The organism is Calditrichota bacterium (assembly GCA_013112635.1).
Classification (GTDB): Bacteria; Calditrichota; Calditrichia; order Calditrichales; family J004; genus JABFGF01.
The window spans coordinates 201,528-218,539 of the sequence record JABFGF010000004.1 but is presented as its reverse complement, the minus strand read 5'-3'; the positions used below and the strand labels follow the sequence as shown (position 1 = coordinate 218,539).

General features: G+C 38.8%; 15 protein-coding genes. 2 read left to right on the top strand and 13 right to left on the bottom strand.

Features of this window, described 5'->3' with window-relative positions; genetic code table 11:
- Positions 1-48: 48 nt before the first annotated feature.
- Entirely contained in the window at positions 49-1,977 is a 1,929-nt protein-coding gene (locus HND50_12565) for a hypothetical protein (protein ID NOG46066.1), read from the top strand.
- A 76-nt stretch (positions 1,978-2,053) separates the two neighbouring features.
- On the opposite strand, the gene HND50_12560 is transcribed toward HND50_12565, so the two are convergent.
- From HND50_12560 to arsC, 3 genes are all read right to left on the bottom strand, one after another.
- Positions 2,054-3,421: a TrpB-like pyridoxal phosphate-dependent enzyme gene (locus tag HND50_12560; GenBank protein NOG46065.1), complete on the bottom strand. Its 1,368-nt coding sequence runs from the start codon at positions 3,419-3,421 to the stop codon at positions 2,054-2,056.
- 31 nt (positions 3,422-3,452) lie between these two features.
- A complete protein-coding gene (locus HND50_12555) occupies positions 3,453-3,731 on the bottom strand; it encodes a transcriptional regulator (protein ID NOG46064.1) in 279 nt (92 codons plus the stop codon).
- Between the two features lie 106 nt (positions 3,732-3,837).
- Positions 3,838-4,188, bottom strand: a complete 351-nt coding sequence (gene arsC / locus HND50_12550; GenBank protein NOG46063.1) for an arsenate reductase (glutaredoxin) — start codon at positions 4,186-4,188, stop codon at positions 3,838-3,840.
- A gap of 164 nt (positions 4,189-4,352) precedes the next feature.
- Between arsC and HND50_12545 the strand changes: the two genes are divergently transcribed.
- A complete protein-coding gene (locus tag HND50_12545; protein NOG46062.1) occupies positions 4,353-4,775 on the top strand; it encodes a DedA family protein in 423 nt (140 codons plus the stop codon).
- Positions 4,776-4,782: 7 nt separating this feature from the next.
- On the opposite strand, the gene hydF is transcribed toward HND50_12545, so the two are convergent.
- The 10 genes from hydF to HND50_12495 are packed head-to-tail and all read right to left on the bottom strand — an operon-like array spanning position 4,783 to position 16,940.
- Positions 4,783-6,030, bottom strand: coding sequence for a [FeFe] hydrogenase H-cluster maturation GTPase HydF (gene hydF / locus HND50_12540; protein ID NOG46061.1), 1,248 nt, complete (start codon positions 6,028-6,030; stop codon positions 4,783-4,785).
- Between the two features lie 23 nt (positions 6,031-6,053).
- Complete coding sequence (gene hydG, locus HND50_12535) at positions 6,054-7,478, bottom strand: [FeFe] hydrogenase H-cluster radical SAM maturase HydG (protein NOG46060.1); 1,425 nt, start codon at positions 7,476-7,478, stop codon at positions 6,054-6,056.
- Positions 7,469-8,524, bottom strand: a complete 1,056-nt coding sequence (hydE, locus tag HND50_12530; GenBank protein ID NOG46059.1) for a [FeFe] hydrogenase H-cluster radical SAM maturase HydE — start codon at positions 8,522-8,524, stop codon at positions 7,469-7,471. The genes hydG and hydE overlap by 10 nt, the downstream gene beginning before the upstream one ends.
- On the bottom strand, positions 8,514-9,677 hold the full coding sequence (locus tag HND50_12525) for a response regulator (GenBank protein ID NOG46058.1): 1,164 nt from the start codon (positions 9,675-9,677) through the stop codon (positions 8,514-8,516). The genes hydE and HND50_12525 overlap by 11 nt, the downstream gene beginning before the upstream one ends.
- A gap of 4 nt (positions 9,678-9,681) precedes the next feature.
- Entirely contained in the window at positions 9,682-10,089 is a 408-nt protein-coding gene (locus HND50_12520; GenBank protein NOG46057.1) for a response regulator, read from the bottom strand.
- A gap of 41 nt (positions 10,090-10,130) precedes the next feature.
- Positions 10,131-12,119 carry a 4Fe-4S binding protein gene (locus HND50_12515; protein ID NOG46056.1) on the bottom strand — a complete coding sequence of 663 codons (1,989 nt, stop codon included), beginning with the start codon at positions 12,117-12,119 and terminating at the stop codon, positions 10,131-10,133.
- A gap of 9 nt (positions 12,120-12,128) precedes the next feature.
- Positions 12,129-13,850 carry a 4Fe-4S binding protein gene (locus HND50_12510; GenBank protein NOG46055.1) on the bottom strand — a complete coding sequence of 574 codons (1,722 nt, stop codon included), beginning with the start codon at positions 13,848-13,850 and terminating at the stop codon, positions 12,129-12,131.
- Between the two features lie 17 nt (positions 13,851-13,867).
- The gene (locus tag HND50_12505) at positions 13,868-15,802 is read right to left on the bottom strand and encodes an NADH-quinone oxidoreductase subunit NuoF (protein ID NOG46054.1); all 1,935 of its coding nucleotides are present in this window, start codon (positions 15,800-15,802) and stop codon (positions 13,868-13,870) included.
- On the bottom strand, positions 15,795-16,280 hold the full coding sequence (nuoE, locus tag HND50_12500; GenBank protein ID NOG46053.1) for an NADH-quinone oxidoreductase subunit NuoE: 486 nt from the start codon (positions 16,278-16,280) through the stop codon (positions 15,795-15,797). Before nuoE ends, HND50_12505 begins: the two co-directional genes overlap by 8 nt.
- Before the next feature lie 48 nt (positions 16,281-16,328).
- Positions 16,329-16,940, bottom strand: coding sequence for a redox-sensing transcriptional repressor Rex (locus HND50_12495; protein NOG46052.1), 612 nt, complete (start codon positions 16,938-16,940; stop codon positions 16,329-16,331).
- Positions 16,941-17,012 lie beyond the last annotated feature (72 nt).

Below are 17,012 nucleotides of genomic sequence, written 5' to 3'. Positions count from 1 at the left end.
GAAAAATTTTCTTATATTAAGGATTATTTATCTAATTAGGGAATTACCATGAAATTCATATTTACACTTACATTCTTACTATTCTTGTTGAACAGTTTGCTAATTGGGCAGGACAATGACGCATGCTATGATTGCCACGATGATCCTGAAATGACAAAAGAAATAAATGACTCATTAGAAATTTCACTTCATGTTGAACCAGGGGATTTTGAACAATCTATCCATGGTGATATGGATTGTGTAGAATGCCATATGGATTTGGAAGACTTTGATGAGGAACATGCAGAAACATTGGAAAAAGTTAATTGTGCAGAGTGCCACGATGATGCCCAGGCTGACTATGATTTAAGTGCTCATGCTTTGACAAATGAAGACAATGGTTTATATGCAGCGAATTGTGTTGATTGCCATGGTAAGCATAACATTTTAGCTTACGATGATGAAAATTCACCTTCACACAGAATGAACATTGAGAAAATGTGTTCCGATTGTCACTCCAAACCCGAGGTACTTGCTTACCTGAATATTAAAGGAGATGGCCCGGTTGGAATGTATCATGAAAGTGTACATAATAAAAACTTACTGGAAGATCCTGATGGTGATGCTCCAACATGTATTAGCTGTCATGGTGCGCATAAAATAATGTTGAAGACTGATCCTGAGTGTCTGACTTCGGAAATAAATTTGCCAAAAACATGTGGAACATGTCATGAAGAAGAATACAAAGAATATTCTGAAAGCATCCATTGGCAGGGCAAAAAACGAGGACATTCTGAATCTCCCGGATGTAACGATTGCCACGGTGAACATAGTATTGCATCTGCAAAAGATGAGGATGCTTTAACAAACAAATTTAACCAATCATCACAAATATGCCAGGGTTGTCACGCATCTGAAGTAATGATGGGCCGTTTTGGGCTTGATCCCAACCGTATGGAATCATATTTACGTAGTTATCACGGTCTTTCAGTTTTGCGCGGTTCTGATGATGCCGCGACTTGCACAAGTTGCCATGAAGTCCATGCCATAAAAAGTTCACGAAACCCTGAGTCAAGTGTTCATATCTCAAACTTGGAAAACACATGTGGCGAATGCCATGAAAATATTTCCGAAGATTTTGTTAAAATTGATATGCATCCTATCGAACAGCAGGCTCGAAACCCAGTCGCGTATTATTTAAATGAAATTTACATTTGGATGATAATTGTTGTTATTGGAGGAATGGTTATACATAACACGATCATTTACATTTACCATGTTGTAAGAAAGCGCAGAGCCCACATTTTAAAACCTACCTACCAGCGTTTTAGGCCGTGGGAAGTTTATCAACATTTAGCTTTGTTAACCAGCTTTTTTGCTCTTGTAATTACAGGCTTTGCTTTAAAATTTCCCGATGCTGGCTGGGTGCAGTTAATTACCTGGATGGGAATGGATGAGGCGATTCGTTCAACTACGCACAGGGTTGCTGCTATTGTGATGATTACTGCTTCAACTATTCAAGCCGGTTATTTCATCTTTAGTAGAAACGGCAGAAAAGAAATTATGTCATTGATGCCAAAGATTGAAGATGTTACTGACTTCATTAAAAATATGAAGTTTTATCTAAGACTATCAAAAGAAAAACCAAAAAGCGGGCGTTTTGATTATACTGAAAAAGCGGAATATCTTGCGCTAATTTGGGGAACGTTTGTTATGGTAGCAACGGGTTTTGTATTGTGGTTCCCGGAATTTTTTATGAAGTACTTACCGTCGTGGGTATTTGAAGCTTCAGAAGTTGTTCACTACTTAGAAGCCTGGCTTGCTACATTGGCTATAATTGTCTGGCATTGGTTCTTTGTTGTTTATCATCCGGAAAAATATCCGATGGATGTTACCTGGACTGACGGTAAAATGTCTCTTGAAGATTTAAAACATCACCATCCGCAAGAATATGAAGAACTTCTAAAGAATGACAAGCTGGACGGTACCAGACTATAAACTTAAGAGAAACAGAAAAGGCCATCATACGATGGCCTTTTTTTTTAAGCGAAATATGTAGCTGAGCTTGTCGAAGCTACTTCGGTTTTGGCAAGCCATCCATGCATTTAATTGACTCTGCTAATTCTTCATCGGACATTGCATGATGATCCAAATCATCGGTGAAATGTTTTTCGTAACCAAGTAAATCCATTAATCCATGTCCGCTTAATCCAAATACGATAACTTTTTCTTTTCCTTCTTCTTTGGCTTTATTTGCTTCACGGATTGCAGATGCGACTGCATGGCTGGTTTCAGGAGCAACAATAATCCCTTCGGTACGGGCAAACTGTACAGCAGCTTTATAACATTCTACCTGGCCGATAGAAGTTGGATTTAATAATCCATCATTTATAGCCGCACTAACTAATGGCGCCATACCATGATAACGTAAACCACCGGCATGGATTGGAGGTGGAATAAATTTATGACCCAATGAATGCATCGGCATCAGTGGAGTCATCTGGCCGGTATCACCAAAATCATAAGCAAATGGTGCTTTTGTCATCGTTGGGCAAGATGCAGGCTCTACTGGGATAATATCGATATTTGCGCCATTTATTTTATCATTTACAAAAGGGAAGGCCAGACCGGCAAAATTACTGCCGCCACCTGCGCAGCCAATTACAACATCAACATTTTTTTCGTTGATCTTGGCTAACTGTTTCTTTGTTTCAAGACCAATTATGGTTTGATGCAGCATTACATGGTTTAATACACTGCCAAGAGAATAGCGCGATTTTCCTGTCGGATCAGTTACTGCCGCTTCAACGGCCTCACTTATAGCAATTCCAAGACTGCCTGGTGTATTGGGGTCTTCAGCAAGAAATTTTTTGCCGATTTCAGTTTGGTCACTTGGGCTTGGAATACATGTTCCATTCCAGGTTTCCATCATCAGTTTACGCATTGGTTTTTGGTCAAAGCTAATTCGTACCATAAATACTTTACATTCAAGCCCAACCAGCGAACAGGCAAATGAAAGAGCACTTCCCCATTGGCCGGCCCCGGTTTCCGTGGTTAGCTTCTCTATGCCAAACTGTTTATTATACCAAGCCTGAGGAATTGCTGTGTTTGGTTTATGGCTCCCTGCCGGCGAAACACTTTCATTTTTGTAATAAATTCGTGCCGGTGTGCCTAAAGCTTTTTCTAATGAAACGGCCCTGTGCAATGGAGAAGGCCTCCATTTGAAGAGCAATTCCCTAACTTCTTCGGGAATATCAATCCAGCGTTCTGCACTAACTTCCTGCTCAATCAGGTTCATCGGGAAAACCGGTGCCAGCATTTCCGGTCCGATAGGGTTTCCATCAGGTCCTAATGGCGGTTGCATAGGTGTGGGTAAATCTGGAGCAAGGTTATACCATTGCTTTGGCATTTCATCTTCGGTTAAAAATACTTTAACAGCCATGTTGGTGTCTCCTATGTAAATATTATTTTGACTAGTTTTCTTTTTCTATTTTGGTAATTATTTTTTTTAAAATAGAGTTGGGTTTCTTCAATTCTTTCGATCCACGTGTAATTTTGCATAACCCCAGATGCAGGTCTTTAGCTATTTTCCGTTGTGTTTCACCTTTATTCAATCGTTTTAATATTTCCCATCTGGAATCAAGATCAGCTAATTCGGCGGGGGTAAAAAAGCTTTCTAATAAATGATTTATTTTACTTGAATCATTTGTCTCGGCTAATAAATCACAAATTTGTTTTATATTGTTTTTCATAATTCATGTTTCTATATATAGAAACAAAGCTATAAAAAAATATGTCTTCCATCAAATAATAAAAGACATATAAGTCATAAATAAAGTATAAAAATCAGCGGAAATGCTAAATAATATCCAACACTTTTTCTGGCGGCCTGCCTAATACAACTTTTCCATTATAAACAACAATCGGTCGCTCGATCAACTTTGGGTTTTCAGACATCAACTTGCACCACTCTTTGTCGGATAGCTCGGACTTTTTGGAGAAACCTAGTTCTTTCAAGATTGGTTCTTTCATCCTAACAAGATCCTTTGGAGCTATACGAATTTGCTTACAAAGTGTTAGAATCTCTTCGGCAGTTGGAGGAGTTTTTAAATACTCAACGATTTCAACTTCGGCATTGTTATCATTCATCAATTGTAAAGTTTGCCGGCTTTTACTGCAGCGGGGATTATGATATATTTTGTTTTTCAATTTTCCTCCAAATTTATAGTTGTAATGAAAACCAAGTTAGCCAAGATCATAAAAAGTTAAAAATGTTCTTTATTTAGATTTATTACTTCCTGCTTTTATTAGTCCCTTTTTATTCTTGTTTTACAGAATCTTGTTTCTTGATTTTTGATTCTTTAAGCTTGCCAATGAATTTTGTTGAAGACTACGGTTACTTTGGTTTATTTCTTTTTTGTCTGATGGCAGCTACTATAATTCCTGTTAGCTCCGAAGGTGCTGTTGCAGGCGCGTTGCTTCTGGAAATGAAATCAATTCCGGTTTTAATTTGGGCCAGCCTGGGAAATATTCTGGGAACAGTTATTAATTATTTTATTGGCCTTTTGGTTGGGCAAAAGTGGTTGGATAAAAAGATTAATAAAAGCACACAAAAGGCTTATGAGATTGCTCATAAATATGGCTGGTGGTCTTTGCTGCTTTCATGGTTACCAATAATTGGTGATCCCATAACAATTGTTGCCGGAGTCCTGCGCTGGAATTTTCTCTTGTTTTCGATAATAGTTTTTACTTTAAGAATTGCCCGCTACTATGCTCTTATTTACTTTTTTGTTTAAATAAAAATTATCCCGCCAGCAAAGCTTCTTTTCGGTTTTCTTCCAGGATTCCTTTTACCTCATCAAATGGTGCTAATGCTCTTTCGAAAATACCATGCATAAACGCAATTGCAACGCCATAATTTGTTATCGGGACATTTGCGCTCCTGCAAATATTTAATCGTGTTTTCAATAATCTGGGATTGAAAGTGCACGATCCGCATTGAACAACAAGCTTGTATTTACTCAAATCTTCTGGGAAATCATGTCCCTGAACCGTTGAATAGTTAAGTTTTCCACCAACATATTTGTCCAGCCAAAGTGGAATTTTTTCACGTCCTATATCACCTTTTATGGGGTGGTGACTGCAAGACTCAGCAATAAGGATATTGTCACCGGGAATTAATTTTCCAATCGATAACGCGCCTTTTACAAATTCTTTTAAGTCGCCTTTTAGGCGTGCAAACAAAATAGAAAAAGATGTTAACGGAATTTCTACTGGCGTATCTCTGCCTACTTCTTTAAATGACTGGGAATCTGTAATTACCAGCGCAGGTGGTTTTTTCAGGTTGTTCAATGCCTGCACTAATCCTGTTTCCTTTACAACCATGCTATAAGCGTCATTATCCAGTAAATCTCTAAGCACCTGAACCTGTGGCAGAATTAATCTACCTTTGGGCGCTTCATAATCGATTGGAACCACCAGCAATGCCATTTCTCCAGGTGGTACAAGATTGGCTGTAACGGATGGAGATTTCAAAAAATAATCAGGCACATTAGCGATCAGCACATCGCGCAATTCATTAATCCCCACCGCTTTAAAAGCTATGGATTGAACAACTGAAATACCCTGCTTTGAAATTGAATCCAATTGGTCCGCTCTTGGAGATAAAATATCAACTTTATTGAAAACAACGATAACCGTAATTTTTAGTCTGGAAAATTCGTTAATCAGGTTTTGCTCAAAATCTTCCCATAAATCAGCAGTTGAAACAATTATGGCAATATCCGTGCGCTCCATTGCTTTGCGACTTTTTTGAATACGTTTTTTCCCCAAGTCTCCTTCATCATCAATCCCTGCCGTATCGATAAATAAAACCGGGCCAATGGGTAACATTTCCATTGGCTTTTCTACCGGGTCAGTGGTGGTGCCGGCAACGTCTGAAACTATTGAAACCTGTTGCCTGGTTATCGCATTTACCAAAGATGATTTTCCAACATTACGCCTGCCATAAATCCCAATATGAAGACGCATTCCTTTTGGTGTTTTTTTCATGTTTGTGCTCTTTTTTTCAATTTCTAAAAGTAAAAATCCCGCTCATTTGAATGCTCGATTTTATTCAGCCTCTCAACAACACGTGTTTTCATTTTCGAATCGGGCATGTTTGATAGTTGTCTTTGAATTAGTTTTTTTCCGGATTCTTTTGTTTCTTCAGAGGAATAATCATATAAATATTCCTGTAAAGTTATCAGCCCGTTTGGCGTACACAATCGCTCTATAAACCCGGGAATTGCAAACTCCATAAACTGTTCTCCGGTTCGTCCCTGCCTGTAGCATGAGGTGCAAAAGCTGGGGATATAATCATCATCAAGAAGTTGTTTTATTACTTCATCCAGGGGGCGTAAATCTGATAATAAAAATTGTTCTTTCTCAGATGACTGTACCTGGGCGTCTCCAATTTCTGTATATCCTCCCAGTTCGATCCTGCTTCCCGCATCGATTTGAGAAACACCAAAACCAAGAATTTCTTTTCGTAACTCAGCGCTTTCACGGGCGGTTAATATCATGCCGGCATATGGCACAGCTAAACGAAGAATGGCGACTAACCGTTTAAAGTTATAATCATTAACCAGGTATTTTTCATCATACTCAATTCCCAACCCGGGTTTTAACCGTGGAAAACTAATTGTGTGTGGTCCGCAGCCATATTGCTTTTCAAGAAATTGGGAATGATGGATCATTGCTAAAACTTCAAAACGCCAATCATATAAACCAAATAACGCGCCAATTCCTACATCATCCAATCCTGCTTCATTGGCACGGTTTAATCCATCAAGCCGCCAGAGATAGTCACCTTTAAAAGTATTTTCCGGATGTACTTTTTGGTAAGTTTCATGGTGATAGGTTTCCATAAAAATCTGGTAAGTTCCAATGCCGGCCTCTTTAATTTTTTTGAAACCTTCAATATCCATCGGAGCAGCATTTATATTTACCCTTCTAATTTCTCCATTACCTTTTTTTACGCGATAAACATCTTTAACAGATTTGGCGATATAATCCGCATTATATTTTGGGTGTTCGCCATACACAAGTATCAAGCGTTTATGGCCTTTATCCTCAAGAGATTCTACCTGTGCGCCAATTTCAGTTTCAGAAAGAGTTCTCCTAACAGCTTCTTTGTTGCTTCTGCGGAAAGAGCAATAGGTACAATCGTTAACACAATTATTCCCGATGTAAAGCGGTGCAAACAATACAATCCGGTTTCCATAAACATCTCGCTTTAGTTTCCGTGCAGCTTCGAATATTTCTTCCACAAGTTCGGGAGACTCGGTTTTAAGAAGTATTGCTGTTTCTTCCGGATTAAGCGCTTTTTTCTCAAGACTTTTGGCAATTATTTTTTTAACCTGCTTTGGATTTTCTTTGGTATTTTTTAGTAATGAATGAATTTTGTCATCATCAATAAAATCTTTTGCGTTTTTTGATAGTGTTTTATCTAAATACATTTTTGTGCCTTATTTTGAATTGCAGAACCTGGCCCGTAACCAATTTCCCTGTCAACAGATTTTATGCGTTCATGGATCATATTATTAACTTTTGTGCCAAATTCTTCCAGGCAAATCCGCCCGGGATAAATCTCATAAAATTGACGATATTTTATTGGCGTAAAATTTGGCATGATAACATTGGCGCCTCTTTTTAACCCAAGTTCCCTTCCGGTTTTGCTATTTATGGTTGCCAAAGCTGTTGTTGTTGGAATGTTTATATTTTTACAAATAATGCGTGTTAAAGCGTTTACTTTGTATGTCATCAATTCGGTGTTTGGTACCTGGTCTTTATCTTCTAATCCTTCAAAAAATTCTTTTCCCAAGCTTGTTTCCGGATGTGGCAGAAAAGGTCCAATACCCAGCATGTGAACGCCAAGTTTTTTAAAGAGAAATATGTCTGTCAAAATATCATTATATGTTTGTCCGGGTATTCCAACCATTATACCACTACCGGTTTCATAGCCCGTTTCAAGTAAAAAAAATAATATTTGAATGCGATTACTCCATTCAAATTTAGAGGCAGTTGGATGAATACTTTTGAAAAGTCTTTGATTCCCCGTTTCAATTTTTAGCAGGTATCGGTCAGCGCCACTTTTTTTCCATAATTCCAGTTCACTCTTTTTTCGCTCTCCCAAACTAAGCGTAACCGATAGGCTTGTTTCATTTTTGATTCTTTTTATAATTTCCGCAATCCAATCGGCCTTAATACGGGCATCTTCTCCGGCCTGCAAAACAACAGTTCCATATCCGTAAGATTCAATCTCTTTTACACCATTCATGATTTCTTCAACAGTCATCAAATAGCGTTTAATATTTTTGTTTGCTGCATTTATCCCACAATAATGACAAAGCCGAACACAGTAGTTGGATATTTCAATAATCCCGCGTAAGTGGATATCATTTCCTACATATTCCCGGCGCGTTTCATCTGCTTTCTTCCATAAAACTTCCAGTGTCTGCTCATCTTCTTCTTTAAGCCAATGCATTACTTCATCAGGCTGCATTCGATCCCTCTTCCTGATCGCTTTGAGCAACCTGTTTGTTTTTTAAAATAACTGTAAAAGTACTGCCTTTGCCTTTCTCGCTTTCAATACTAATTTTTCCATTGTACAAAGAAACAAGCTTTTTAAGGATTGAAAGTCCAAGTCCGCTCCCTATTATTGCACGGGTATCTTCATTTTTGATTCGTACAAATTCGCCAAACAGGGTTTCACGTTCTTCGGCGGTCATGCCAATCCCGGTATCTGAAACACAGATTGTAACCTGCTCTTCACCCGGGATTATTTTTACATTTACCTGCCCATTTTCACGATTATATTTTACTGCATTGGAAATAAGATTGTTGAAAATAATCAGCAGTTCATCAGGATCGCCCTGTATATTTAGTTTTTTGGGAACATCAAGATTAATCGATATACCACGTTCTTCTGCCACCAGTTGTATCATTTCAATGGAGGTTTTGGCAATCGGGCCTATGTTAATGTCCTGGAGAATTCTTTTTTTCTGCCCGGATTCAATCCGCGTCAGGTCAAGCAGGTCAAGAATCATTTTACGCATACCTTCAATTCGGGTGATTGATCTTGAAATTACTTTGTCGTAATTAATTAACTCATCACCCAAAGTCTGCTGTTTTAAAAGTTGCATGTAGCTTTCAACGGCAGCTAACGGGGCTTTTAATTCGTGGGCTAAAACAGTAATAAACTGGAAACGGACACGTTTTTTTTCTGCTGCTAATTTACGCGCTTGTCTTTTTGAGATAAGGTTGTTAACAGCTTTTCCAACAACCGATCGAAGTTCATCAGGTGAAAAAGGTTTTGCCAAAAAATCAAAGGCACCATTTTTAGTGGCGCTAACTGCAACTTCCAAAGAGGCATATGCTGTCACCATTACAGTAAGTACATCAATCTTTTGTTCCTGAACATAATTCAGGACTTCCAATCCAGTCATATCAGGCATTTTGTAATCGAGCAATAATAAATCAAAATGCTTGGTAGATAATTTTTCAAGAGCTTCACTGCCATTTTCTGCCTGATCAATTTCAAATCCAACTTCAGCAAAGGGCTCTTCGATAATTACTTTATATTTTTTTAAGGCCTTTTGCGCACCACGCCTCATACCATATTCATCATCAACGATTAAAACACTTAATTTTTCCATCGTATTAGTCCTTTAATAATTGGTCAATTTCAGCTTTAAGTTGTTCAAGCCGCACATCTTTGTTTAGCACAACATCTGCCTTAAGCCATTCCTGCATTTCCTCTGTGGATGTATCAAAATGCATTCCGGTCTCTTTTGTCACACCCGTAACTAACATAACAGGTACATCAGGATATTTTTTCTTTGCCTTATAGCTGAGGATAAATCCACTGTCCTGGTTTTCCATCATCAAATCAAAAATGGCCAGATCGGGTTTAAAATGTTCGAGTTGAGCTTCTGCATCTGCCTGTGATTGTACATCAACAACCGAGAAACCCATGCTTTGCAACTCTATTTTCATTTTTTCCAACAAATCATAATCGTCATCAGCAATTAACACTTTTTTTTGTATTTCCTGGGTATTTGTATCCATTTTTTAATCCTCATGCTTTAAGATTATTTGTGATTTAACTATTAACATTTTGGTAGCGTGACTGAAAATTTTGTCCCGGTTTTACCTTTTTCAGGATCAGCATTTGATTGCACGTCAATTTTGCCACGATGCATTTTAATTATTCCATACGCTACAGCTAATCCAAGCCCCGTACCTTTACCAACTTTTTTTGTTGTAAACAGCGGTTCAAAAATCTTTTTCTTTACTTTCTCGGGTATGCCTGTTCCGGTATCAGAAACGATAATTTTGAAATAACGTCCTTTGTCATGTGTTTTCAGATGTAATTCCCCACCATCCTGCATAGCTTCAATTGCATTTTTGAACAGGTTGGTTAATACCTGAATCATCTGTCCTTCATCAATTTCAACTTGCGGGTTTTGGATTTTATGCTCCACAATAACACGAATATTTTTTGGTAAAATAATTGTTTTTAAACAGCGGTCAATTAAGGCGCTAATATTTACAATCTCCAGGTTCACTTCATTTTTTCTGGCAAAATTTAACAAACCGGAAACAATGGTTTTGCACCTCTCGGCCTGCTCAACAATCAGGCTGATATCCTCAAAATTGTCATCATCAGGTTTACACTCATCAAGCATTAATTGAGAGTTAAGTAAAATTACGCCAAGGGGATTATTAATTTCATGGGCAATCCCTGCGGAGAGCTGACCCATACCGGCCAGTTTTTCAGCATTGATCAACGCCACCTGCGTTTTGGAAAGTTTATCATTTGAAATGTTTAAATCTGTAAGCGATTTTTTTAAGCGGTCAATCGTATTTGGCAGGCACATTTCATTTTCTGCAAGGCCTTTATGAATCGCAATAGCATGTTCACGGCAGGTAGCATAACCACAGGCGCCACAATCCAATTCATCTTCATCATTCACTTTGCCCATTCGTTTCATAATATTTTGCAAATCAACTGGCGAAGGCAGGGCAAGACGTTTGTCATCTGGTCGATACGTATTTCCAGTATCGATATCGGAAAAAGTATCATATTGGTTTTGCATAATATCGGGATCAACGCTTTTCAATCTTTCGCGGGCATATTTACTAACGGCTGTTCGCCGTGAAAAATACGGAAGATCGTTGCTCATACCGGGACCCATTATGCAGCCCTGGCAACACAAAACTTCAAGCAACTTTGCATCCAGGGAGCCATTTTCAAATTCCTTTAAAGCGTGTGTAAAGTTGGATTTTCCATCCGCACAAACCACATCTGCAGTAAGTAAATCTTCTGTCATATCACCTGCCTGAAGCATTCCACCACTTATTGGAAAAAGAGAACCTAAGCCGGGTAATGGAGGATCAAAGTTAGACTTTTGAACATTTGCACTATTAATACCTGTGCTATCCAGCATTTGGTTAAGCTCTTTAAATGTCAGGGCAGAATCGATAACACAATCTTCCCCTGAACGAGTTATTTCAGATTTTTTAGCGAAACAAGGTCCGATAAAAACAATTCGCAAATCATCGCCATGAATGCGTTTTAAAACCCGGCCCATCACAACCATTGGAGAAGCAACCGGAGCAAGTGAAGAAACCAGTTCAGGATGATATTTTTCAACAAAAGAAACAACAGCCGGGCAGGTAGTGGCAATAAATCTGTTTTCATCATGCTTAGCCACAAGTTTTTTATAAGCCTGTGCAACCAGGTCAGCACCAAAAGATACTTCACTTACGATATCAAAACCGAGTCCACGAACCATGCCACACAATTGCTGATAATCCAAATCAGGATAATCTGCAGGAAAACTTGGTGCAATAATGGCCGCAGTCCGGACGCCGGACAAAAGCGTCGCGTTGACTTCATCAATTGAGCTATAATATTGTTTTGCATTTTGGCTGCAAACCAAAACACAGTTGCCACAACCGATACAACGGCTTTGTATTACCTCGGCTTGACCACTACTAATTCGTATGGCTTTGGCGGGGCAATCGCGAACGCAGGTATAACAAACCCGGCATAATTCTTTTTTTGTTGTGATTAGTTTATCGCTTGCTTGCACAATTTTTCCTTAAAGTAAAACGTCACGGGCTGAGTAATGAGTGTGAAGCAATTCATGGCTTTTTTCACCCAAAGGCTCACCAAGAAAATCATCATATAATTCTTTTATTGCTTTATTTCCATGTGATGTTCGGACAGGCGCATTTGTATCAATTTGATAAAGTGATTTAAGCCGCGTTTTGATGTTATCCATGTTGGTGTTGCAAGGTTGGCCGCCGCCGCCGATGCATCCGCCATTGCAGGTCATTACTTCAATAAAATGGATATCATCTCTGCCATCTTTTATTTCCTGGAGGATTTTTTTTGCATTCTTAATACCATTTGCCACAGCGATGCCAAGTTCCATGTCGCCAATTTTTATTTTTGTTTCTTTAAATGCACAAAGTCCGCGAACCTGCTTTACAACCAGTTCGTCCATCTCATTTCCGGTAATCATTTTATGTGCTGTTCGCAATGCAGCTTCCATAACACCACCGGTTCCGCCAAATAGTTTTCCGGCACTGCTTCGTTCGCCAAATGGCAAATCGGGTTCAGCTGCAACCAAAGAATTATATTGAACCCCAAACATTTTAAACATGCGGATTAGCTCACGGGTTGTTAAAACTGCATCCAGGTCGGATAAACCATTCGAACCAAGTTCCGGGCGACCGGCTTCAAATTTTTTGGCGGTGCAGGGCATAACTGCAACACTGTAAATATTTTTAGGATCGATGCCTTCTTTTTGCGCATAATAGCTTTTTATAATTGCACCAAGCATTTGCTGTGGACTTTTACATGTAGATACATTGTCCAATAATTCCGGATGAGACTGCTCCATATATTTTACCCAGCCCGGAGAGCAACTGGTCATCATTGGTAAAGTGCCACCGCTTTGGATACGCTGCACCAGCTCAGAGGCTTCTTCCATAATGGTTAAATCGGCTGAGAATGAGGTATCAAAAACCCTGTCAAAGCCAAGTTTTCTTAATGCATTCACCATAATTTTGTCTGCTTCTTTTGCATCCTGCAGGCCAAGTTCTTCTGCAATTGTAACTGAGATTGCCGGGGCATGCTGTATAACTACAATTTTTTCAGGATCCTGAAGAGCATTTGTAACTTCTTTTATATGGCTTTTTTCACGCAGGGCACCGGTTGGGCAAACAACCACACATTGGCCGCAATTAATACAACTGGAGACATTCATCCCTTGCTCAAAGGCAGGCGCGATAATGGTTTTGCTGCCACGGTTAACAAAATCAATTGCCCCGACACCAACCACTTCTTCACAAACACGCACACACTTGCCGCACAAAATACATTTATCCTGTTCGCGGATTATGGCTGAAGACGAAACATCAGTTGGGTGTTTACATGGTTCAGCGATATAACGTTTTTCACGAATGCCATGTTGGGCGGATAATGACTGGAGTTCACAATCCGTATTACGAACGCAATACAAACAATCATCAGGGTGATTGGCTTGTAAAAGCTCCACAATAGTTTTACGTGCCCTTATTGCACGTGGAGAATTTGTTTTTATTTTCATTCCTTCATAAACAGGATACGAGCAGCTTGGTATTAAACTTTTTTGTCCTTCCACTTCAACTGAACAAATACGGCAGGCACCACTTGGAATCATATCTTTAATATGGCACAGGGTTGGAACAGAAATTCCTGAGCGTTCTAAAGACGATAAAACTGTTTCCCCGGGAATAGCCTCTATTTTTTGTCCATTCACTTCAATTTCAAACATTTTTTTTCCTTCCGAAATCAGTTAACAGAAACCGCGTCAAAGCGGCAAACATCTTTACAAACACCACAACCGATACATTTATCATCAAGGATGAAATGAGCTTCCTTTTTATCACCAATTATTGCATCATTCGGGCATTTCCGTGCACAAGCCATACAGCCGATACATTTAATTTTATCAATTGCAAAAGTTAACATATCCTGGCAGACACCGGCAGAACAATTCCTTTCGTAGATATGTTCTTCGTATTCGTGGCGGAACCAGCGCAAGGTACTTAGTACAGGATTGGGTGCCGATTGGCCCAATCCACATAAACTTGTTTCCTGAATTACTTCAGCTAAACGAGGCAGGTACATAACACTTTTAAAACGGGATAACGGATCGCTTTTTGTACTGGAAATATTTTCCAAAACATCAAGCATCTGCCGTGTGCCTTCCCGGCATGGGATACATTTTCCGCAGCTTTCATTTTGAATAAAGTTCATAAAATATTTAGCAAGATCGACCATGCAGGTTGTTTCATCCATAACAACCATCCCGCCAGATCCCATCATGGCACCGACTGTTTTTAAAGATTCATAATCAATTTGAATATCAAGGTGTTGTTCAGGAATACATCCGCCGGAAGGGCCGCCAAATTGAACAGCTTTAAAACGGCCTTCATTTTCTACTCCGCCACCAATATCAAAAATTATATCGCGGATATTAATGCCCATGGCGACTTCAACCAGGCCCGTGCGTTCTACTTTTCCTGATAGAGCAAAAACTTTTGTACCGCGGCTGTCCATAGTGCCAATACTTTTATACCAATGGGCGCCATTAAGAATAATGCCGGCAATATTGGCCATTGTTTCAACATTGTTGATCACTGTTGGTTTTCCAAATAATCCCTTAACAGCAGGAAAGGGCGGTCTGGGTCTTGGCATTCCACGTTTTCCTTCAATACTGTGAATTAAGGCTGTTTCTTCACCACAAACAAAAGCACCGGCCCCTTTTTTAATCACAATGTCAAAATCAAATCCTTTACCAAGAATGTTTTTACCCAGGAGGCCATAATTTTTTGCCTGATCAATAGCTTGAATCAAACGTTCTATTGCTAATGGATACTCTGCCCGGATATAGATATAAGCTTTACTTGCACCAATGGCATAAGCAGAAATGGCCAAACCCTCAAGGACACTGTGCGGATCACCTTCAATAATTGCACGATCCATAAATGCGCCGGGATCGCCTTCATCCGCGTTACAAATCATATATTTTTGATCGGCTTTTGTATTAAGTGCAAATTTCCATTTTTTGCCTGTCAGGAAACCACCGCCACCACGACCGCGCAAACCACTTTGCTCAACAATCTCACATACTTCTTCAGGCTTGTAGGTATGCAATGTTTTGGAAAATGCCTTGTAACCATCATTGGCGATATAATCATTAATATTTGCCGGATCATTTATACCACAGTTTTTAAGAACACGCCGTGTTTGCTGTCTGAAAAAAGCATGCTCATCTAAAAATGGAATATTTTCCCAGTGAGTAAGGTTTTTGTTACGGTGTTGGGCAAGAATGTTTTCAAGGGTAATTTTTCCTTTTAATGCCGCTTCGGTTATAGCGATTATTTTATCTTCTGTAACATTGTTGTAAACCAGGCGGGTTTTTCCGGGAATCTGAATATCAACAAGTGGTTCGGCAGAGCAAAGGCCAATGCAGCCAACTTCAATTACATCTGCGTCAATTTCATTTTTTTGAAGATAGTCTATCAAAATTTTCTTTGTTTTATCAGCCCCCGCGCCAAGTCCGCATGTTCCTGCACCTATATAAAAAACTGGTTTTTCAATAATTTCACGACGGAAAATATTTACTTTTTTTTGAGTTACTCTTTTTAAAGGTTCAGAAAAGTGCACAATGCTATCAAAAAGACTATTATCTCTTCCCGCAGAAGGTGTAAAGTTATGCATTTTCAACCTCCTGTTTTTTTGCACTTCTTTTGTATTTTTTTAGAATTTTACGAGTTGCAGCATTGTCAACGCCCGCAAAAAACTCACCATTAATACTTATAACCGGTGCTAAACCACAGGCGCCAATGCATGCAACAACTTCAATGCTAAATAATCCGTCCCGGGTTGTTTCTCCTGCTTTAATTTTTAATTCCTGCTGAAGGGTATTAAGCACTGAAGCAGAGCCTTTAACATGGCAGGCTGTTCCCCGGCAAACCTGGATGTGATATTGGCCAAATGGTTTAAACCGGAATTGATTGTAAAAAGTAGCAACACCATAAATTTTACTTGTTGGTAATTTTAAATGGGCTCCAATTTCAATAACAGCTTCCTGTGACAAATAACCCTGTTGTTCCTGAACTTCCTGAAGGATGTGAATTAAACTTTCTCTACCTCTTCCTGCATTGTTATCTAAAATATTTTGTAGTTGCGTTCCCATAAATTCCTCTTAAATGAAAAAATTCACAAAGTTATCTAATTTTTTTTTTTAATGACTAAAAAAAGCCAACTTCTCTAATTGCAATGTTATATCTAAGCGGTTTAGTTTAACCGTTTTCGGTACTTGTAAAGGATGTGATGTAAAATTGAAAATTCCTTTTATACCATTTTCGACAAGACTATTTGCAACCTGTTGAGCATTTGAAGCTGGTGTCGCAATAATCCCCAAAGTTATTTTTTCTTGTTTTATAATACTGGAAAGATCATCCATTTTATATGTTTTGCAGCCTGCAATTGTATTATTTACTTTTTGCGGATTTGTATCAAAAGCGGCTTTTAACTCAAAACGGGTATTATGTTCTCCAAAGAAATGAATAATTGCACTTCCTAAATTTCCAATTCCTACCAGACACATATTTATCTTGGAATTAAGATTTAATGTCTCTTTTATTTTATTAATAAGATCGTTAATCTGATAGCCTTTGGCGGGTATTCCGGTAAAGCCTGTAGCCATAATATCACGACGTACTTGCGCAGAGTTGTTATTTGCTATTTCTGCCAGCTCATGAGAATGAATATTTGTTCTGTCCAGGTTTTTTAGTTCCAACAGCAATACTTTATAAAGCAATAGCCGTTCAATTGTTTTTTCTGGTAGCTGCATCTTAATTTACCGTTAATTAATTCACAGTGTGAAATATTTCACAGGGAATGTAAAAAATAAATATGCCCAGTG